The sequence below is a fragment of the Planosporangium spinosum genome, assembly GCF_049999945.1.
Lineage (GTDB): Bacteria > Actinomycetota > Actinomycetes > Mycobacteriales > Micromonosporaceae > Planosporangium > Planosporangium spinosum.
On record NZ_JBLYUB010000045.1, the window covers coordinates 1 to 19,103 of the forward strand.

The 19,103-nt window shown below is 72.9% G+C and carries 18 protein-coding genes; 10 read left to right on the plus strand and 8 right to left on the minus strand.

Translation table 11 applies throughout. The features are described 5' to 3' along the window. Nucleotides 1-92 precede the first annotated feature (92 nt). From ACNTMW_RS32860 to ACNTMW_RS32870, 3 genes are all read right to left on the minus strand, one after another. Nucleotides 93-572, minus strand: a complete 480-nt coding sequence (locus ACNTMW_RS32860; RefSeq protein WP_426637955.1) for a hypothetical protein — start codon at nucleotides 570-572, stop codon at nucleotides 93-95. Then, nucleotides 569-778: a hypothetical protein gene (locus ACNTMW_RS32865; RefSeq protein ID WP_426637956.1), complete on the minus strand. Its 210-nt coding sequence runs from the start codon at nucleotides 776-778 to the stop codon at nucleotides 569-571. Before ACNTMW_RS32865 ends, ACNTMW_RS32860 begins: the two co-directional genes overlap by 4 nt. Before the next feature lie 63 nt (nucleotides 779-841). Next, nucleotides 842-3,457 (minus strand): choice-of-anchor D domain-containing protein, encoded by a 2,616-nt coding sequence (locus ACNTMW_RS32870; protein WP_426637957.1) that lies wholly within the window; start codon nucleotides 3,455-3,457, stop codon nucleotides 842-844. A gap of 217 nt (nucleotides 3,458-3,674) precedes the next feature. On the opposite strand from ACNTMW_RS32870, the gene ACNTMW_RS32875 reads away from it, so the two are divergent. Continuing rightward, a complete protein-coding gene (locus ACNTMW_RS32875; RefSeq protein WP_426637958.1) occupies nucleotides 3,675-4,958 on the plus strand; it encodes a COG1470 family protein in 1,284 nt (427 codons plus the stop codon). A gap of 33 nt (nucleotides 4,959-4,991) precedes the next feature. Here the strand turns inward: ACNTMW_RS32875 and ACNTMW_RS32880 are convergent, their stop codons facing one another. Then, a complete protein-coding gene (locus tag ACNTMW_RS32880) occupies nucleotides 4,992-5,633 on the minus strand; it encodes a response regulator transcription factor (RefSeq protein ID WP_426637959.1) in 642 nt (213 codons plus the stop codon). 830 nt (nucleotides 5,634-6,463) lie between these two features. Here ACNTMW_RS32880 and ACNTMW_RS32885 point away from each other — a divergent pair. After that, nucleotides 6,464-7,654, plus strand: a complete 1,191-nt coding sequence (locus ACNTMW_RS32885) for a sensor domain-containing phosphodiesterase (protein ID WP_426637960.1) — start codon at nucleotides 6,464-6,466, stop codon at nucleotides 7,652-7,654. Nucleotides 7,655-7,711: 57 nt separating this feature from the next. On the opposite strand, the gene ACNTMW_RS32890 is transcribed toward ACNTMW_RS32885, so the two are convergent. After that, the gene (locus ACNTMW_RS32890; RefSeq protein ID WP_426637961.1) at nucleotides 7,712-8,506 is read right to left on the minus strand and encodes a maleylpyruvate isomerase family mycothiol-dependent enzyme; all 795 of its coding nucleotides are present in this window, start codon (nucleotides 8,504-8,506) and stop codon (nucleotides 7,712-7,714) included. A 433-nt stretch (nucleotides 8,507-8,939) separates the two neighbouring features. On the opposite strand from ACNTMW_RS32890, the gene ACNTMW_RS32895 reads away from it, so the two are divergent. From ACNTMW_RS32895 to ACNTMW_RS32930, 8 genes are all read left to right on the plus strand, one after another. Further along, nucleotides 8,940-10,496 (plus strand): ABC transporter substrate-binding protein, encoded by a 1,557-nt coding sequence (locus tag ACNTMW_RS32895; protein ID WP_426637962.1) that lies wholly within the window; start codon nucleotides 8,940-8,942, stop codon nucleotides 10,494-10,496. 38 nt (nucleotides 10,497-10,534) lie between these two features. Further along, nucleotides 10,535-11,485, plus strand: coding sequence for an ABC transporter permease (locus ACNTMW_RS32900; protein ID WP_426637963.1), 951 nt, complete (start codon nucleotides 10,535-10,537; stop codon nucleotides 11,483-11,485). Further along, entirely contained in the window at nucleotides 11,482-12,375 is an 894-nt protein-coding gene (locus tag ACNTMW_RS32905) for an ABC transporter permease (protein ID WP_426637964.1), read from the plus strand. Before ACNTMW_RS32900 ends, ACNTMW_RS32905 begins: the two co-directional genes overlap by 4 nt. Further along, nucleotides 12,372-13,259, plus strand: a complete 888-nt coding sequence (locus tag ACNTMW_RS32910; protein ID WP_426637965.1) for an ATP-binding cassette domain-containing protein — start codon at nucleotides 12,372-12,374, stop codon at nucleotides 13,257-13,259. Before ACNTMW_RS32905 ends, ACNTMW_RS32910 begins: the two co-directional genes overlap by 4 nt. Further along, entirely contained in the window at nucleotides 13,256-14,062 is an 807-nt protein-coding gene (locus ACNTMW_RS32915; RefSeq protein ID WP_426637966.1) for an ABC transporter ATP-binding protein, read from the plus strand. Before ACNTMW_RS32910 ends, ACNTMW_RS32915 begins: the two co-directional genes overlap by 4 nt. After that, nucleotides 14,059-14,856: a DUF1684 domain-containing protein gene (locus ACNTMW_RS32920; RefSeq protein WP_426637967.1), complete on the plus strand. Its 798-nt coding sequence runs from the start codon at nucleotides 14,059-14,061 to the stop codon at nucleotides 14,854-14,856. Before ACNTMW_RS32915 ends, ACNTMW_RS32920 begins: the two co-directional genes overlap by 4 nt. 56 nt (nucleotides 14,857-14,912) lie before the next feature. After that, nucleotides 14,913-15,374 carry a helix-turn-helix domain-containing protein gene (locus ACNTMW_RS32925; RefSeq protein ID WP_426637968.1) on the plus strand — a complete coding sequence of 154 codons (462 nt, stop codon included), beginning with the start codon at nucleotides 14,913-14,915 and terminating at the stop codon, nucleotides 15,372-15,374. 120 nt (nucleotides 15,375-15,494) lie between these two features. After that, the gene (locus tag ACNTMW_RS32930; protein ID WP_426637969.1) at nucleotides 15,495-15,923 is read left to right on the plus strand and encodes a VOC family protein; all 429 of its coding nucleotides are present in this window, start codon (nucleotides 15,495-15,497) and stop codon (nucleotides 15,921-15,923) included. A 33-nt stretch (nucleotides 15,924-15,956) separates the two neighbouring features. Here ACNTMW_RS32930 and ACNTMW_RS32935 read toward each other — a convergent pair whose 3' ends face one another. From ACNTMW_RS32935 to ACNTMW_RS32945, 3 genes are all read right to left on the minus strand, one after another. Continuing rightward, a complete protein-coding gene (locus ACNTMW_RS32935; protein ID WP_426637970.1) occupies nucleotides 15,957-17,033 on the minus strand; it encodes a sugar transferase in 1,077 nt (358 codons plus the stop codon). 282 nt (nucleotides 17,034-17,315) lie between these two features. Continuing rightward, nucleotides 17,316-18,581: a D-alanyl-D-alanine carboxypeptidase family protein gene (locus tag ACNTMW_RS32940; protein ID WP_426637971.1), complete on the minus strand. Its 1,266-nt coding sequence runs from the start codon at nucleotides 18,579-18,581 to the stop codon at nucleotides 17,316-17,318. Nucleotides 18,582-18,832: 251 nt separating this feature from the next. Next, nucleotides 18,833-19,036 carry a cold-shock protein gene (locus tag ACNTMW_RS32945; RefSeq protein ID WP_426637972.1) on the minus strand — a complete coding sequence of 68 codons (204 nt, stop codon included), beginning with the start codon at nucleotides 19,034-19,036 and terminating at the stop codon, nucleotides 18,833-18,835. Nucleotides 19,037-19,103 lie beyond the last annotated feature (67 nt).

The window sequence follows — 19,103 nt, forward strand, 5'->3', positions numbered from 1 at the left end:
GGCGGGAGGTGTCCCGCCGGCCCCGGCCGGGTGGGTCAGGATCCGACAGGTCGGGATCCGGGCTTCTGGATGAGTGGCTCAGGATGAGTGGGTCAGGATTCGTAGTGGCCGTCACCGAACAGGATGTAGTCCCACTGCACGGTGTCGGTCCAGAACGGGGTGGACACGCTGCCGCTGATGGTCAGCGGCAGGCGCGCGTTCGGGGCGGTCGAGGACCCCGCGTTGGTGGGGTTGTGCACCTGGACATGCAGGTCCAGCGAGTACCCCCAGAGCACCGAGCACTCCGGCACCGAGATCCAGCAGTTGGGGATGAAGGCACCGGCGTTGTTGTACCGGGCGCCGAACTCCCAGCGCAGCTCGAGGCGGACCAGCACGGTGTCCATGGTGAACCCGTTGGTGTACCGCAGCAGGCGGCGCACGATGTTGGGGCCCCGGGCGCCCTGGAGGTTGGTCCAGTCGTCGACGTGCGGTACCGCGTTGCACGTGGTGTGGTCGACGCTGGCCGACGGCTTGCCCGACTCGACGATCTTCCAGGCGGCGCTGGCGACGTTGACGACCTGCTCCCAGCTCATGCCAGTGCCTCCCCGTCCTCGCCGGACGCCTCGGGGACGTCCACCATGGCCACCTCCGTGCGCTCCTCGCCGTCCTCCTTGTTGACGCCGAAGACGTAGGACTGCAGGTACTCCCTCTCCTCGGGGGTCCACTGACTCGGGTCGTCCGGGAACGGCGTGCCGTCGGCGCGCAGGGGCACGCCCTCGGCGGTGACGTGTTCGCTCATGTCGCGGCTCCTCCTTCGGTTGCGGGCGGATCGGTTACGGACGGGGTCGGCTCGCGAACGTGGTCAGTTACGGACGGTGAACCCGGGCGGCTGGAGGCTGCCCGGCACGACGAGGTAGTTCGTGGTGGCCGCGACGGTGACCGGCGCGGGTACACCGGCGGTCACCGTCACCGTGGCGTGCAGCAGCCGCGGGCCGGGGTACGTGTGCGGCAGGATCAGCAGCGGGCGGGTGAACCGGCCGTCGGCGTCGGTGCCGGCCGTGACCGGACCGGGCATGCCGTCGAGGGTCAGTACGACGGTCTGGCCGGGCGGGAACGCCGCGCCGGTGACCTGGGTGACCTGGCCGGCCTTGGCCAGCGGCGGCGCCGCCTCGACCACCGGCTGCGCGCCGGCGCCGAGGACCGGGATCAGGTGCGGCGACGGCAGGCTGCTGTCGTCGTCGAAGCGCAGCGCCGCCGGGCGGGCGCCGACCGCCAGGGGCCGGAAGACGACCGTGACCCGGCAGGTACCGCCCGGCGTGACGGCCGCGGCGGTGCAGGTCTCGCCGGTGATCCGGTAGTCGCCGGGGAAGCTGGTCGAGCCGTCCCCGTACGGGCCCACCGCGTGGACGTGCAGCGGCCCGGTACCGGTGTTGGTGACCACGAGATCCAGCGGCGTGCTCTGCTTCGTCACCGGCCAGGTGCCGAAGTCGAGGACGGCCGGTGCGGCACCGAAGCCGGGCGTACCCGGCGCCGGGCTGCTCGCCGACGGGCGGGGCTCGGGCACGCCGGTACCGGTGAGTGTCACCCGCAGCGGGGCGGGGCCGCCGCGCCAGGCGACGTCGACGGTGCCCGTACGCGGTCCGGCCGCGGTCGGCCGGAAGGTCACCGGTACCAGGCACCGGTCGCCCTCGTGCAGGACCGCGCCGGTGCACGTACCGGCCGGGGCGCCCGCGAAGTCGGTGCCGGTGACCGTCACCGTGGTGACCGGTAGGGGGCCGAATCCGGAGTGGCTCACCGGCACGGCGAGGGTCAGCGCGTCGCCGACGCGTACCGGCCCGAAGTCGACCGGCGCGGCCACCAGCACCGGCTGGAACCGCCGCGTGAACACGTCGGGTACCTCGTTGGTGTCGCCGGCCACGAGGTCGTCGGCGGCGGAGGTGTAGGCGACAGCCGAGCCGTCGGCGTCCAGGACCGGTTCGCTGCTGTCGCCGTGGCCCTCGCAGGTTGCCCCCGACACGTACCCGAGGCACGTGGTCGAACGGCCCGGCGAGGCCAGTTCGGCGGGCAGCCGGGGCAGGCCGGCGGCGGCGCGGGAGCGGTCCACCACGAGGTCGCGGACGACCACGTCGCAGTACGAGATGCCGGTGGTCGGCACCGACGGGCTCGCGGACGGCTCCAGCGCGGCGATGCCGATCACCGGCGGGTGCAGGCACGACGTGTACTGGACGGGGTCGTCGACGCCGTTGTGGACGCCCGCGGCGTCGGTGACGAAGGCCAGGTACCGCCCGTCCGCCGAGAACGCCGCCAGGCCACCCGACACCGGGGCGCCGGTACGGTCGGTGGACACGACCTCGCCGCGGACGGCCTCCCCCGGCGCCGGCCCGTAGCGGCCGTTGCCGTCCGGGTCGCGGTCGACGACCCGCACGTGCGACCCGGCGAGCCCGGACACGGTGGTGGTGAACGCGACCAGCCGGCCGTCGCCGGACACGGCGGGTTCGGCGCTGTGCCCGTACGGGCCGCCGGTGTCGATCGGCGCGCCGCTGTCGCCGAGGTCGAGCCGGGTGACGGTGCCGCCCGCCACGTCGTAGTCGAACACCGGCGCGACCGGCCACGGCTCGCTGGTCTTCCGGTACTCCGCGACGAACACCAGGTGGCTGCCGTCGGCCGACAGCGCGGGACTGTCGGCCCACCGCAGCTCGTAGTCGCCCGGCAGGGTGCCGGGGGTGGGCACGTCGACGATGTCGGCGTCGGTCGGTGGCAGCAGGGCGCCCCGGTCGCCGTGGCGCAGCGTCGCGATCCGGACCGTGTACCGCTCGTTGACGTCGCCGACGAACGCCAGCCGGGTCGCGTCGGCGCTCAACGAGGGCCGGTCGAACGGGTCGTCGTTGAGCGCGGGGTACGCGACGCGGGTGTAGGCGAAGCCGGTGTCGAAGGTGCCGTCGCCGTCCGGGTCCCGGTCGACGACCACGAGGGTGGTGACGTGGTCGGAGTTGTCGACGATGTTGCTGGCGGTGGTCAGGAACGCCACGAACCGGCCGTCCCCGGAGATCGACGGCGCCCTGCTGCCGTCGTCGGCGCCGACCTCGCGTACCGGCACCGGTGCGGCGGGTGCGGCGCGGGGCACGTCGACGACGGCCTCGTGGCCCCGCGACAGCAGCACCGTGCGCCCGGTCCGGGTGTCCCGGACGTACACGTCGGACTGGTTGCCCGCACGTCCCCGGTCCGGGTCGAGCGGATCCAGCCGGGCGAACGTGGCGAAGGCGACGTACCGGCCGTCCGCGGAGATCGCCGGGGTCCGGCTCGACCCGGTCGCCTGCCCGCCGCCGGTCGCGACGGAGACCCGCTCGGTGACGCCGGGCGACACCGCCGCGGCCGCCGGTCGCTGCCGGGAGGCGACGACGACGCAGGCGGCCACGGCGACGCCGGTGACGACGGCCGCGGCCGTCCACCGGTTCAGGTTCGGGCGGCGCCTGAGCACGGCGACTCCTTCGCGCGCGGTCCACCCACGCCTGGTCGGGGCTCGGTCCCGGGGCGCGGTCCTGCGGCGACGATAGGTGCCGCGGGCGGCCCGGCGGATCGGGTCGCGGGACGGCCTCCGGTGAGCTGACCGCCGCCCTTTGGGGCAGGCGGAGGCGCCTTCCGGGGTACCCGTGCGAGCCTGTGGCCGCCGACCGGCACCGGGCGACACTCGGCGTATGAGTGTCACCGCCGCACTGGTCGACAGCGAGCCGCACGTCGTACCGGGGCAGGAGCTGGTCTGCCCGGTCCGGATCCACCACACCGGGCACGTGGTGGACCAGTTCACCGTGGACGTCCTGGGCGACGCCGCGGCCTGGGCCACGGTCGAGCCCGCCGTGCTGAACCTGTACCCGGGGGACACCGGCGAGGTGCTGGTCCGGTTCCAGCCGCCACGCAGCCCCGTGGTCGCCGCCGGGCCGGTGCCGTTCGGGATCCGGGTCGTCTCCCACGAGGACGCCCAGGCGTCCTGGGTCGGCGAGGGCACCCTCCTGGTGGACCCCTTCACCGACCTGCGGGCGGAGCTGCTGCCGACGACGTCGCGGGGCCGGCGCCGCGGCAGGCACCGCCTGGAGGTGCGGAACCTGGGCAACCTGCCGGTCGACACCGAGGTGCTGCTCGCCGACCCCGACGACCAGCTACGGTTCCGGGTCGACCGCAGCGCCTTCGTCGTGGAGCCCGGTGCCACCACCCCGGTACGGATCGTCGCGGTGCCGCGCCGGCGTTTCCTGCGCGGGCCGCAGCAGACGAAGACGTTCCAGGTGCTGGTCCTCCCGCAGGGCGACGAGCAGGTCAGCCTGGACGGCGCGTTCGCGCAGCGGGCGCTGCTGCCGTCGTGGCTGGTACCCGTGCTGGCGGCGGTGACGGTTCTGCTGCTGGCGGCGGCGGTCCTGTGGCTGACGGTGCTCAAACCGGCCGTGAAGTCGGCGGCGCGGGACGCGGTCGCGCAGCAGAACGAGACCACGCAGCAGAACCTCGCGCAGGCCAGGCAGCAGGCGCAGCGGGCCGAGCAGAAGGCCGACGAGGCCGCGTCCGCGGCGACGGGCGGCAACCCCGCCGCGCGCCCCGGTGGCGGCACCGGCGCACCCGCCGGCGGGGTTGACCCGAACGACCCGGCCGCGCTCAGCCAGCCGGTCGACCTGCGAATCCAGGCCGACGCGGCGCCGCGCACCGACAACGGGTTCGTGTCGTTCACCGCCGCCGGCCAGCCGGACAAGCCGCTGGACGTGACGGACCTGCAACTGCAGAATCCGTTCGGCGACGTGGGCATCATCGAGATCCGCAAGAACGACAAGGTGTGGCTGCGCTTCGGCCTGGAGAACTTCCGCGACTACGACGACCACTTCGTGGTGCCGGTCCGGTTCAACAAGGGCGACGTGCTGTCGCTCGCCGTCAACTGCCGCAATCCGGGTGCCAAGCGGTGCACGCCAGCGGTCAGCGTGTCCGGGCGCACCACCCGCTGACGTGGTCCGGCGTGGTCGACGATGAACCCCGGCTCAGATCAGGCCCTCGCGCATCGCGTACGCCACCGCGTGCGTGCGGTTGCGCAGCTGGAACCGGTTCACGATGTCGTGCAGGATGGTCTTGATCGTGCGCTGCGAGTAGCACAGCCGCTCGGCTATCTCGCCGGTGCTCAGCCCCTGGGCGACCAGCCGCAGCACCTCCGCCTCGCGCTCGGTCAGCACGGCCATGCTCAGTCCCCGCGGGGCCAGGACCTCCCGTTGCAGCCGGGAGACCTGGGTGAGCAGCCGCCCGAGCAGGTCCGGTGGCAGGGTCGCGTCGCCCGACGCGGCCGTACGGGCGAGCCGGACCAGCGCCTCCGGGGTGGCGTCGGCGCGCAGGGCGACCGCCCGCACGCCAAGTTCCACGACCGTCAGCAGGTCCTGGTCGGCCAGTTCGGTGGTGACCAGCACCAGCCGGGACTGGCCACGCGCCTGCCGGGCGCGCAGCTGCTTGACGACCGTGTCGTCGATGCGGTCCACCACCGACAGGATGACCGCGTCGCCGTTGGCGTCGGCCTCCTCGACGAGCCGTACCTCGTGTCGGGACCGGAGCGTCGCCGACAGCCCGACCCTGGATATCGGGTCCGCGGCGCACAGCAGTACCGGAATTCTCGGCGACCCCGCCATCATGGCCATCCACACCACCATTCGACGTCGAAGTACACTGCTTTCGGTCGCCGGTGCGGTTGAGCCGGGTCGACGACCGGCCCGGACAATCCGCGGTGAACGGCGCTCGAATACGCGCCAGCACACCGGCCGCGGACATCGGCGCGGGCACCGGCATCCGGTCCGGGGACCGTTTCGGCGAGGCCCCGCCGACAATCGCGGCCTCGCCGATAATCGTGGGCCGGTGCTGGCAGTCCGTCCGCACGGGCCGGATCGGCCGCCTCGCCCTTCCGGCTGCCGGCCGGGTTTCCGGGGTGCGAGGACTGGTCAGTTGCTGGTTGAGGGGTTTCGGGTACGCGACGGCGGCACGGATACAGGATCGTTCCGCGGCGCCGGTGATCGACGATTGCTACTCGGGCATGTGCATGCTGTCATCACGCGACCCTCCAGTGCAATCGTCAAAGAGACAGAGCACGACCGGCTTTCATCCGGAGGCCATACTGTTTGATCGTTGAATGTACGGATGATGCGTGTCCAACCATGCGCACCCAACGTCCGGAATAAGCCCGGCAGCGCGCTCGACGCCGGAATGGACCCGGAGCACATCGAACGTCGAAATAGGCGTTGAAATATGGCGATGTCGTCCGGAAAATCGAATTGGCCGACCGGTCGCGTCCGGTGCCGCTCGACGCATGCGCGCAAAAGGTGCCGCCACCTCCGCTGACCGGCCCGGCGGGCGCCCGTCGACCCACCGCACCAGACCCTCCCGTACACCCTCAGGTCGGGCCGCCGACCGCCGATAGGCAGGTACCGACCCGACGTCCGGGCCGGTTTCGTCGCCGATCGGAGCGGAGGCGCAGGTGGCCAGGCAGTGCTCGGATGCCGAGAAGCAGATCGCGGACCTGCTCCGCACCGCCAGAACCTCGCTCGGGCTCAGCCTCGCGTTCCTGACCCGGATGGACGGCACCACCCAGCGCCTGGAGGTCGTGGAGTCGGCCGTGCCGTTCCCGATCCGAGCCGGGATGACCCAGCCCCAGGAGGCGACCTTCTGCCAGGCGATCCTGGACGGGCGACTGCCGGCGGTCATTCCCGACGTCACGGCGTTCCCGGCGGCGATGGCCCTACCCGGCGCCCGACTCGCCCGCATCCGCAGTTTCGTGTCCGTCCCCGTCGTACTGAGTGACGGGACCACGTACGGCACCTTCTGCGCCGCCGGCTTCACCGCCGACAACGCACTGACCGACCGGGACAGGTGCCTGCTGGAGGTGCTCGCGCACGCCGCCTCGGTGATCATCGAACCGGGCATGCGGGAGGCGGCCCGCCGCGCGGAGATCGCCGACCGGCTGCACCCCGTGATGTCCGGCGGCGGCCCGGTACTCGTGCTCCAGCCCGTGGTGGACCTCGCGTCCGGGGCTCGGATCGGCGCGGAGGCGCTCAGCCGGTTCCCGGCGGAGTGGGCGAAGACGCCGGACGTGTGCTTCGCGGAGGCCCACAGCATCGGGCAGGGGCACCGGCTGGAACTGCTGGCGCTGGAGCGGGCCGCCACTCACCTCGACCGGGTCACCGGCTACGTCGCGATGAACGTCTCGCCGGCCACCCTCCGCACGCCCGACTGCGCGCGCCTGCTGGCCCGCTTTCCGCTGGAGCGCGTCGTCCTCGAACTGTCCGAGCACGAGCCGGTCGACGACTACGACGCCCTCACGTCCGTGCTGGCGCCCCTGCGCGCCCGGGGGATGCGCCTGGCCATCGACGACGTCGGTGCCGGGTTCTCCTCGCTGCGCCACATCGTGCTCACCACTCCCGACGTGATCAAGCTGGATCGCAGCATCGTCGACGGCGTCAGCGCCGACCCGGTCCTGACCACGCTGGTGCGCTCGCTGGTGGACTTCGCACACGGCTGCGGCGCGCGGGTCGTCGCCGAGGGGGTCGAGACCGGCGCGGACGCCGCCACGCTGCGGGCGCTCGGCGTGGACCACGGCCAGGGCTGGCACTTCGGTCGCCCGGGAGCCCCGGAGGACCTGGTCGACCGGGTGCCCGCGACGGCCGGCTGACCCGACCGGCGCGGGGCACGTACCGGCCGGGCCGGTCGCCGCGGGCACCGCCGCCGGTCAGAACCCGGGGAACACCCGGCGCAGGTCGTCGAGGTCGACCGGTCCCCCGGTGACCGTGACGGTGGCCGGCGTGTACTCGGGCGCCAGCCGGCCGGTGACGAGCCGGACGAACGCCTCGGCCGGGGCGCGCAGGACACCGTCGGGCCGTGCCGGGGCGTCGGTCAGGGTCACCGCGTCGCCGAACTCCAGGCCGAGGGACCGGTCCGGCACGGTCAGGTCGACGGCCAGCGCGGCACGACGGCCGCCGAGCGCCTCCGGCCGCGCGGCGAAGCGCAGCAACAACCCGACCTGGTCCAGCAGTACCGGTACCGCCTCCGGCGCCACGGTCGCCGCGGGGTCGGTGCCGACCTTGACGTCCCAGGCGTGCAGGGCGAACTCCATCAGCCGGAACGCCGCCGTCGCGGCGATGTCGACCGGCTGGGGCAGGAATCCGAGGTCCACCCGCAGGTTCGCGCGGGCCTCCGGGTCGAGCGACTCGTACCGGGTGACGAGCTTCTCGTCGGCGCGCAGAAAACTCTCGGCCCGCTCGGCCGGGGTCATGGCGTCCCACCGCGCCCAGACGCTCTTGTTGAAGCCGGCGTCCGGCGCCGCGGTACCCGCGATCGCCGCGTCCAGCGCCGCGAGGTTGATCTCCGCGCCGCTGCCGAGGTGGCTGACCACCTGCGACACGTCCCACTCCCGAGCACCCGACGGGCCGGTCAGATCGTCGGGGCGCATCGCGCGTACCCGGGCGGCCAGGTCGTCGTGCCCCGAGCGCAGGGCGGCAATGGTCTGGTCTGCGGAGCTGGTCACGGTCGTCTCCTCGCGTCCGGTGGACGGGCCGCCCACCGGACGCCCGCCCGTGCGGTGGCTACCCGATGCCCAAACTATCCGGTGCGGACACCACAGCTGAGGTCCGGGCGCGCCGCGGGTCCGCTCGACCCGGCGACCGACCTCGACGTGGCGAAGGCCACGCCGGCCCGACTGGACCGATCCCTTTGATGATCAGTACGCTGACCAGCGTGAACATGGCGCTGTCGTTGGACCGGACCCCGCTCGCGGTCCGGGTCGTGGCGGCGCGCCGCATCTGTTGTTGTTGACCGCCGACCTCCGACGCGCCCGGCCCCGGCACCGTTTCTGACGCCGACGCGGCCCGCCGTCCTCCGCCGTCATCAACTGTCGATCCATCTGTCCCCCGGTCCCGCGCGCCGCGCGGCCGGGCTCCTCCCTTGCCTGGAGCAATCACATGACCGCTCACCACCGGTCGTCGGCTGGTCGATCCGACGCCGCCCGACGCTTACGGCCCCTCGGCGCGCTCGCCGCCACCGCCGCCGTCGCCCTCCTGCTGTCGGCCTGCTCGTCGACCGGCGGGCAGTCCTCGGCCGGTGCCCCCGACCCGAACGCGACCGTCACCGTGGGTTCGCTGAACGAACCGACCACGCTGAACACCGTCAAGGGCGGCAACACCGGCCACGCGCAGGTCCTGCTGCGCAACGTTGTCGAGGGCCTGACCGTGCTGACCGACGACGGCAAGGTGGAGCCGCTGCTGGCGAAGTCGTGGGACGTGTCGGGCGACGGCACGGTCTACACGTTCCACCTGCAGCCGGGCGTGACGTTCTCCGACGGCACGCCGCTCAAGGCCGCCGACGTGGTCGCGTCGCTGCAGCGGGTCATCTCCGCCGAGTCGACGAGCGCCCGCAAGAAGAACCTCTCGATCATGAAGACGATCGAGGCGCCGGACGACAGCACGGTGAAGGTGACCCTGTCGACCCGGTCGCAGTCGTTCCTGTTCTACCTGACCGCCACCGGCGCCGCGGTCACCAAGCCGAACGCCGGCAACCCCGAGACCACGGTCATCGGTACCGGCCCGTACACCCTCACCGGCTGGAAGCAGGGCGACTCCATCACCCTGACCCGCAACGAGAAGTACTGGGGCGAGAAGGCGAAGAACAAGGAGGTGGTGTACCGCTTCTTCAAGGACGCCACCGCCGAGAACAACGCGCTGCTCGCCGGCCAGCTCGACCTGGTCACCCAGGTGACCTCGCCGGACGTGCTCAGCCAGTTCACCGGGCGGCCGGAGTTCACGATCGTCGAGGGCACCTCCACGACCAAGGAGCTGTTCAACTTCAACGACGCCGTCGCGCCGTTCAACAACGTCGACGTGCGGCACGCCATCCGGCAGGCCACCGACCGCAAGGCGCTGCTGAAGGCCGTGTGGGCCGACCGGGGCCGGGTGCTCGGCTCGATGGTGCCGCCCACCGACCCCTGGTACGAGGACCTGACCAGCATCGACGACCACAACGTGGCCGGCGCCAAGGAGCTGCTGGCCAAGGCGGGCTTCCCGAACGGGCTGTCCTTCACCGTCGACTACGTCCCGTCGGACGAGATGAACATCATCGCGCAGGGACTGAAGAGCCAGCTGGCCCAGGCCGGCATCACCATCACGCTCAACCCGATCGACGACGCGACGTGGACCGACAAGGTGTACAAGAACCACAGCTTCCAGGCCACGCTCATGAACCACGTCAACCAGCGGGACCTGATCTGGTACGGCGACCCGAACTTCTACTGGCAGTACGACAACAAGCAGGTCCAGCAGTGGGTCAAGGACTCCGAGGCGGCCGCGACCGCCGACGAGCAGACGGCGCTGCTGAAGAAGGTGGCCCGGCAGATCTCCGAGGACGCCGCGAGCGACTGGCTGTTCCTCGACCCTGCCATCAAGGTCGCCAGCACCTCCGTGTCCGGGTACCAGAAGAACAACACCACGGACAGCTTCTATGTCGCGCCCATCGGCAAGCGGTAGGAGGTAGTCCGGTGCTCGTAAGCGGTGGGAGGTAGCCGGTGCTCGGCTACCTCGCGCGCCGGGTCGCCTGGCTGGTCGGCTCGCTGTTCGCGGCCGGGTCCGCGGTGTTCTTCCTGCTCCGCGTGCTGCCCGGGGACCCGGCCGTCACCCTGCTGGCGGTCGGGTCGCCGCCGGACCAGATCACCGCGATCCGCCACCAGCTCGGCACCGACCGGCCGCTGCTGGAGCAGTACGGCGACTGGTTCGCCCGGCTGCTGACCGGCCGGCTCGGCGACAGCCTGTTCACCCGCACCCCCGTACTCGACCAGGTACTGGCCCGGCTGCCGGTCACCCTGCCACTGGCGCTGAGCGCGTTCGTGCTGTCGATCGTGATCGCCGTCCCGATCGGGGTGTTCGCCGCGGTACGCCGCCGCGGGCTCGCCGGGGTGGCGGTGTCCACGATCGCGCAGCTCGGCATCGCGCTGCCGGTGTTCTGGGTGGGCATCGTCGTGGTCTGGCTGGTCGCGGTCCGGTGGCGGGTGCTCCCGCCGGGCGGGTTCCCCCGCGCCGGCTGGAGCGACCCGGCGGTCGCGGTCCGGTCGCTGGTGCTGCCGGTGGTCACGCTCACCATCGCGCAGGGATCGGTCCTGGTGCGGTACGTGCGCTCGGCGACGCTGGACGTACTCGGCCAGGACTACGTCCGCACCGCACGGGCGCTCGGGTACGGCCCGCTCGCCGCGCTGCGGCGGCACGGGCTGCGCAACGGCGCGGCGACCGTGGTCAACACGCTGGGCATCCTGCTCGCCAGCTCGCTGCTGGGCACCGTCGTCATCGAGAGCGTCTTCGCCCTGCCCGGCCTGGGGTCGCTGCTGCTGGCCGCCGTGAAAGCCCGCGACCTGCCGGTGGTCCAGGGCACCGTGTTTCTGATGACCGCCACCGTGCTGCTGGTCGGCCTGGCCGTGGACGTCGTCCAACGGGTCATCGACCCGCGACTGCGAGGACAATCGTGAGCGTACCGATGCTGGAGGCCGCCGAGCCGCCTCCGCCGGCCCCGGCCGGGTCGCGCCGGAGCGGGCGGTCGCCGTCGCTCGTGATCGGGGCGGTGCTGCTGCTCGCCGTCCTGGCGCTGGCCGTGGTGTCGCTGGTGTGGACGCCGTACGGGCTCGACCAGGCGCAGCCGGGCGCGCGGCTGGCGGGTCCGTCGGCGCAGCACTGGGCCGGTACCGACCGGCTCGGCCGCGACCAGTTCACCCAGTTGATGCTCGGCGCCCGGACCGCGGTCGGCGTCGGCGTGGCCTCGGTCGCGGTGGCGTTCGCCCTCGGTGTCCCGCTGGGCCTGCTCGCGGCGGCCGGCGGCCGACTGGTCGACGACGCCGTGATCGGGGTGGTCGACATCGTGATCGCCTTCCCCACCCTGCTGCTGGCGATGCTGCTGGTCACCGTGTACGGAGCGTCGACGGCGGTGGCGGTCAGCGCGATCGGCATCGGGGTGTCCGCCGAGGTGGCCCGGTTGACCCGGATCTCGGCGAGCCGGATCTTCACCCAGGACTACGTGCTGGCCGCGCGTACCTGCGGGACCGGGCCGGTGACGATCCTGCTCCGGCACGTCCTGCCCAACATCTGGCACACCCTGCTGGTGCAGGCCACCCTCGCCTTCGGCGTCGCGGTCATCGCCGAGGCGTCGCTGTCGTACCTGGGTCTGGGTACCCCGCCGCCGGCCCCGTCATGGGGTCGGATGCTGCAGGAGGCACAGTCGACGGTGAGCGTGGCACCGTGGAACGTCCTGCTTCCCGGCCTCGCCGTCGCGGTCGCCGTGGTCGGCGTCAACCTGCTCGGCGACGGTCTGCGGGACGTGCTCGACCCGCAGTTGCGCCACGGCCGGCGGGCGGCGGGCCGGTGACCGCGCGCCGAACCGGCGAGCCGATGACGGTGCCCACCGCCGGCGGGCCGGCTCCCGTACTGGAGGTCGACGGGCTGACCATCACGCTCGGCGGCGAGCCGTTGGTCCGCGACGTCAGCTTCGCGCTCGCCCCGCGCGACCGGGTCGGCCTGATCGGCGAGTCGGGTTCCGGCAAGTCGCTGACCGCGCTGGCGCTGCTGGGCCTGCTGCCCGACGGCATGCGGGCGAGCGGCCGCATCGTCGTCGACGGCCGCGACCACCTCGGCGCGCCGGACCGGCAGTGGCGGCGGATCCGCGGCCGTACCGTCAGCATCGTCTTCCAGGAGCCGCTGACCGCGCTCGACCCGCTGATGGCGGTGGGTCGCCAGATCGCCGGCCCGCTGCGCCTGCACCAGGGACTCAACCGCAGCGATGCCGAGCGGAGTGCGGTCGAGTGGTGCCGCCGGGTCCACCTGCCCGACCCGGAGCGGCTGGTCCGCGCCCTGCCGCACGAGATCTCCGGTGGGCAGCGGCAGCGGGTCGCCCTGGCGATGGCGCTGGCCTGCCGGCCGCGCGTGCTCATCGCCGACGAGCCGACGACCGCGCTGGACGTCACCGTGCAGGCGCAGATCCTGGCCCTGCTCGACGAGCTGATCGAGGAGACCGGTGTGGCGCTGTTGTTCATCAGCCACGACCTGCCGGTGGTCGCCGGCCTGGCCCGGCACCTGCTGGTCATGCGCGACGGGCGGCTCGTCGAGTCCGGCACCACCGACGACGTGCTGCGCCGGCCCCGGTCGGCATACGCCCGACAGCTGGTGGCCAGCGCCGCCCGGGTGACCCGGCTGGCCCGGTCCACGGAGGCGGAGCCGGCGCGGTTCCCGGAGTCGGAAGGCGGCGACCGGTGAGCGAGCCGATCCTGTCCGGCCACGGGCTGCGCCGACAGTTCCCGGGGCGGCCCCGGCCAGCCCTCGACGGCGTGGACGTCGCGGTACGCCCCGGCGTCGGCCTCGGTATCGTCGGCGAGTCCGGCGCGGGCAAGAGCACCCTGCTGCGACTGTTGCTCGGCGTCGACCGCCCGAGCGCCGGCGAGGTCCGGTTCGCCGGGCAGCCGCTCGACCGGGCCCGCCGCCGCGAGTTCCGCCGACAGGTACAGGTCGTCTTCCAGGATCCGCGCTCCTCACTGAACCCACGGATGCCAGTCGCCTCGATCGTCGCCGAGCCGCTGCGCTCGCTGCGGATCGGCCGGGGTCGCGCGGAGCGGGCCGAGCGGGTCGCCGAGGTGCTGACCGCGGTCGGGCTGCGCCCGGACGACGGCCGGCGCTACCCGCACGAGTTCTCCGGCGGCCAGCGCCAGCGCATCGCCATCGCGCGGGCGCTCGCACCGGCGCCGCGGGTGCTGCTGGCCGACGAACCCGTCAGCGCGCTGGACGTCTCGGTCCGGCTGCAGATCGTCGACCTGCTCGCCGAACTGGTCGACCGGCTCGGACTCACCCTGGTCCTGGTCTCGCACGACCTGGCGATCGTCAGCCAGCTGTGCCCGGAGGTGATGGTCATGCGGCACGGCCGGGTGGTCGAGGCCGGGCCGACCGCGAGCGTGCTGACCGCGCCCCGCGACGACTACACCCGTGCGCTGCTGGCCGCGATCCCCCAACTGCCGGCCGACCTCGACGCGCACCTGGACCGACAACCATCTCGGGAGGAACCGTGAACGGTGACAACCAGCCTGACAACCACGCCGACTTCACCGGCGCGTGGCGCCGCTGGCACGCCGAGCGGGAGGCCGCCGTCGCCACGCCCGGCGGGGACCTCACCCTGACCGGTACGCACTGGCTGATCGGGCGTACCGGCATCGAGGGCCTGCCCGGTACCTGGTGGGTCGACGGCGACGCGGTACGGGTGGCCGGAGCGGACGGACTGCTGGTCGACGGGCGCCCGACCGGCGACGCCCTGCTCCACGCCGACCAGCGGCTCATGGTCGGCGATGTGGAACTGCGGATCATCCGCCGCGGTGACGACCTCGCCGTCCGCACGTACGACCCGCACGCGCCCGCGGTGGGCCGGTTCGCCGGTATCGACGCCTTCGCGCCCGATCCGTCCTGGGTGGTGGATGCGGAGTTCCGGCCGGCCCCGGCCGACCTGACCCGGCGTATCGCGCACAGCCACTCCGACCGGCAGGCCGACTACCCGGTGGTCGGCACGTTCTCGTTCACCGTCGACGGGGTACAGGCCGACCTGCTCGCGCTCTACACCGGACACGAGGGCGAAGCGCACATCACCTTCCGCGACGCCACCAGCGGGCGGGACAGCTACGCGGCGGCGCGTTTCCTGTTCCTGCCGCTGCCCACGGCCGCCGGGACGGTGACGGTGGACTTCAACCGGGTCACCCTGCCGCCGTGCGCGTTCTCCGACGCGTTCATCTGCCCGCTGCCGCCGCCGCAGAACGTGCTGCCGTTCCGGGTCGAGGCGGGCGAGAAGACGGTCCTCACCCGGCCGGTCGGGTAGCGGCCGGCGCCGGGTCCCGGCCGGCGCCCGGCGCGGACCGGCCTACCCTGACAGGCATGACGGACCTGGCGACCCGGACGGTGGCGACGGAGCTGCTGCCCCACCTGCGCCGGGCACGCGACCACATCGACCGTCACTACCGGTCGGCGCTGGACCTCGACCAGCTCGCCCGGGTCGCCCGGGTCTCCAAGTTCCACTTCGTGCGCAGCTTCGAAGCGGCCTACGGCGAGACACCGATCCGGTACCTCACCCGCCGCCGCATCGAGCGCGCCCAGGACCTGCTCCGCAACGCCAACCTGACCGTCACCGAGGTGTGCGTGGCGGTCGGCTTCGCCAGTCTCGGGTCGTTCTCGTCGCGGTTCACCCAGCTGGTGGGCCAGAGCCCGGCGGCCTACCGCGACCGGTGGGCCGCCCGGGGCGGTGCGCACGTACCAGGTTGCTACCTGTTCATGCGCGGCGTGCTCGACCCGGGCGGTACGACCGGTCCGGTGACCGCGACCGCCGGCCGGGCAGGCTGAGCCGCGGCCGCTCACCGGGTGGGCGGAGGAACGCGCAACCGACCGGTCCTCGACCACCGCGGCCAACGATCGCGCAATCTCGGAGAAGCCCGAGCTCACCAGGCACATTACGGTTCTCCTATGATCACAAACATCTCGCTGGTCACCGTCTACTGCCTCGACCAGGACGCGGCGCGCGACTTCTACGTCGACGTGCTCGGCTTCGAACCCCGTACCGACATCACCATGGGCGAGGGGTTCCGCTGGGTGACCGTGCGGCACCCGAGCCAGCCCGAGCTCGAGATCACCCTCATGACGCCCGGCCCGCCGCTCGACCCCGAGGCCGCCGCGTTCATCCGGCGCCAGTTGGAGAAGGGCCAGATGGGCGGCCTCGGGCTCAATGTCGACGACTGCCGCAAGACGTACCAGGAGCTGACCGCGAAAGGTGTGACCTTCCTGCAGGAGCCCGCGGACCGGCCGTACGGCGTGGAGGCCGTCATGCGCGACAACTCCGGCAACTGGCTGGTGCTGGTCGAACCCAAGGAGTTCACGCCGGCGGACTTCACCTGACGCCCGTCATGCGGCCGGCGGGCGGGCCGCCGCTCAGTCCTGCCGGCCGGTCCGCAGCGTGTCCGCGGCCGGATTCGACAGGTACCGCCGCCGGCGCGATCCGGTCCGCGAGCGGCGTGCGGGCCGGATCGGCCCGGTAGCCTGGCGCTCCCCCTGCGGCCGGCTCGGCCGGCTCGGCCGGCTCGGCCGGCTCGGCCGGCGCGGCACGGCGGACACCGGGCCGGCCCGTCGCGGTCCCCGGATGGTCTCGACCACCGCGCGGGCGAGCAGGCCGAGGTCGTGCCAGAAGGACCGGCGAAGCAGGTACGCGCGTTCGACCGCCAGCTGGAGGGCCGGCGTGAACCGTACGCCGCTCGGCCGGACCGGGCCGATGATCCCGGGCTTGACGGTGTGCCGTTCGGCGTAGCCGGGCACCTCGTCCAGGTGGTCCCGGACCAGCGCGACCGGCAGCGGCCGCGGACCGACCAGGCTCATCCTGCCGGTGAGGACGGTGACCAGCTCCGGCAGCTGGTCGAGGTGCCAGCGGCGCAGGAACCGGCCGACCAGCAGCTCGCGCGGGTCGGCGGCCGCACCGGTCGCCAGGTCGGCCCCGGACACCGTGGTGCGCAGGGCCAGGCGCCGGAACGTGACGCCGCGCTTGCCCACCACGTGCTCGATACGCAGGACCGGACCGGGCTCGGCGAGCCACACCAGCAGCGCGAGGACCGGCCAGAGCACGGCCGTGGCGACCACGCCGAGCAGCGCGACGGCGAGGTCGAACACCCACTTCAGCGGTGACCGGCACCGGTAGCGCAGGAAGACGCTGTGCCGGGACCGTACGTCGCCGCGTACGCCGACGGCGGGTCGCGCGGCGTACTCGACGACTCCCAGGTCGACGCCCGTGGTGATGAACCCGCCGACGAGGGCCCCGGCGAGGGCCGCGGCGAGGCCGTACGACGGTGCCCAGTGGTTGCGGTACAACCAGTACCACACGGCGGATGTCAGCCCGGCGCTCACCACGACGGCGAACCGGTAGGCGCGCACGGAGGCGCTCGGCCGGCGGCCCGCAGTGGGCATCCAGACAACGACCATGGTGAGCAGAAGAGATCCGAAGAACAGCACATAGTTCACAGCTTTTACCTCCAGACGATGCCGAAAAGTAGTGCTGTGCAGATCTGACGTGCCGTTTCAGCCGTGACGGCCCGCGCCCGTAGGTCGGGGACCTCGGACGGGCGGGGTGCGTCACCGGCGGGCACGGTCATCGCGACCGTGCGGGGTGGACCACCGGCGGGCACGGTCATCGCGACCGTGCGGGGTGGACCACGGGCGTGCAGACCTGATCGTGGCCGTGCACGCCGACCGGGACGCCCGGGGTGGGCGGGTGTACGGGCCCCCGGTGGTGGGCGGGTGCTCCTACCGGATACGGGTGAGCCGCCACCAGGTCGACGGTCCGGGCAGCGCCGCACCGGCGCGCAGGTCGACGGTGGTGGCGCCGATACCGTTGTGGACGGTGAGGGTGCCGACCCACTGGCCGGCGCGGACCTGCCGGGTGAGCCCGCCGGGGTGCGTCTGCACACCGACGGTCAGCCCCGGCCAGCCCACGATCCGGGCCGGGTCGCCGGTGCGTACCGGGGTCGTACGACCCCACCGGGTGCGGACCTCCCCGACGGTTCCGGCGGGGAGCACGGTGTACACCTGCACGAGGCGGCGGGCCGCCGCGAGGAGCCGGCGCGTGACGTCGTTGGTGTTGGCCAGCTGCTCCGGTGTGTCGTTGCCGGGCTGGCCGAGCACCGCGCCGACCACGGTCAGGGTCTGGCCGGCGACGGTGAGGCGGGCGGCGAAGACGAGGTTGCCGCCCGCTTCGTCGGTGGACCCGGTCTTGACCCCGATGACGCCGTCGACGCCGAGCAGGCTGTTGTAGTTGGTGACCGTACCGGCGACCGGCAGGGTCGCGGACGGCTGCGCCACGATCTCCGCGAACGCCGGTATCGTGAGCGCCCGTTCGGCCAGCAGCGTCTGGTCGGCGGCCGTGCTGACCGTACTGGGCGCCAGGCCGCTGGGGTCGGTGTAGCGGGTGTCGGCCAGTCCCAGGCTCCGCGCCGTGGCGTTCATCTTGGCCACGAACGCCTCGGCACCGCCGGCGTCCCAGTTGGCCAGGATCTGCGCGACGTTGTTGGCCGACGGCAGCAGCAGGGCCTGCAGCGCCTGCCGCTCGGTGAGCTGCTCGCCCGCCTCGACGGCCACCAGCGACTGTCCACCGGGGACTCGTGCCTCGTAGTCGGCCACGTCCGGTTCGGTCACGGTGATCGCCGGTCCGGCCTGTCCGGCGTCGAGCGGGTGTCCGGTGAGCACCACGTAGGCGGTCATCACCTTGGCGACGCTGCCGATCGGGATCGGCCGGTCGTCACCGGACCCGCCAAGGGAGCCGACGCCGGACACGTCGAGGCGGGCCTGCCCCCGCGCCGGCCACGGTATGTCGGCCGGCCGGCCCGGCAGGGTCAGCGCCGACGGCGCCGACAGGTGCAGTGCACCGGGTGGCGCCGGCCGCGCCAGCTGGATTCCGGTCAGTGCCGCGAGGATCACCAGCACCGTGGCGACCACCGGGGCCGCGACGACCGCGGTCCTGCGCGGCGCCCTCGGTTTCGCGGCCGGCTCTGCCGAATCCGCCGTCGTAGACACGCTGCCCCTTTCTGCATCGTGCCACCGCGAACTCCGGCATCGCGGTGCTGCTCGACAAGTCCGAGGCGCCGCCGGTCCGACGCTCCACAGGGGAGTCCGGCGGTGCTGCGCCGCCGGTGGCATGTCGCCGGCCTGCCGCGCCTCGTCCGATTTTCACATGTGAGAATCATCCGGTGGAGCCGCCACGGCGACCCGCTGACGAACGTACGGGCGCCCGCCGCGGCAGGATGTGGTCAGATGACCGGGTGCGGTCAGATGACCCGGACCTGCTCTGCCTGCAGGCCCTTCTGGCCCTGCACGACCTCGAACTCGACCCGCTGGTTCTCGTCCAGCGAACGGTACCCGCTGGCCTGGATGGCGGAGAAGTGAACGAACACGTCGCCGAGTCCTTCGTCCTGGCTGATGAAGCCGAAACCCTTCTCTGGGCTGAACCACTTGACCGTGCCCTGTGCCATGCCATTTCTCCTTCGTCGGACGGGCCGCCCCGTACCACGGCCCCTTATAACGGGTCGGTGTATCCGC

Excerpts from the sequence above, each read along its gene's own strand:
- ACNTMW_RS32860 (WP_426637955.1), bottom strand. The coding sequence starts at position 572 with ATGAGCTGGGAGCAGGTCGTCAACGTCGCCAGCGCCGCCTGGAAGATC.
- ACNTMW_RS32865 (WP_426637956.1), bottom strand. The coding sequence starts at position 778 with ATGAGCGAACACGTCACCGCCGAGGGCGTGCCCCTGCGCGCCGACGGC.
- ACNTMW_RS32875 (WP_426637958.1), top strand. The coding sequence starts at position 3,675 with ATGAGTGTCACCGCCGCACTGGTCGACAGCGAGCCGCACGTCGTACCG.
- ACNTMW_RS32880 (WP_426637959.1), bottom strand. The coding sequence starts at position 5,633 with ATGGCCATGATGGCGGGGTCGCCGAGAATTCCGGTACTGCTGTGCGCC.
- ACNTMW_RS32895 (WP_426637962.1), top strand. The coding sequence starts at position 8,940 with ATGACCGCTCACCACCGGTCGTCGGCTGGTCGATCCGACGCCGCCCGA.
- ACNTMW_RS32925 (WP_426637968.1), top strand. The coding sequence starts at position 14,913 with ATGACGGACCTGGCGACCCGGACGGTGGCGACGGAGCTGCTGCCCCAC.
- ACNTMW_RS32930 (WP_426637969.1), top strand. The coding sequence starts at position 15,495 with ATGATCACAAACATCTCGCTGGTCACCGTCTACTGCCTCGACCAGGAC.
- ACNTMW_RS32945 (WP_426637972.1), bottom strand. The coding sequence starts at position 19,036 with ATGGCACAGGGCACGGTCAAGTGGTTCAGCCCAGAGAAGGGTTTCGGC.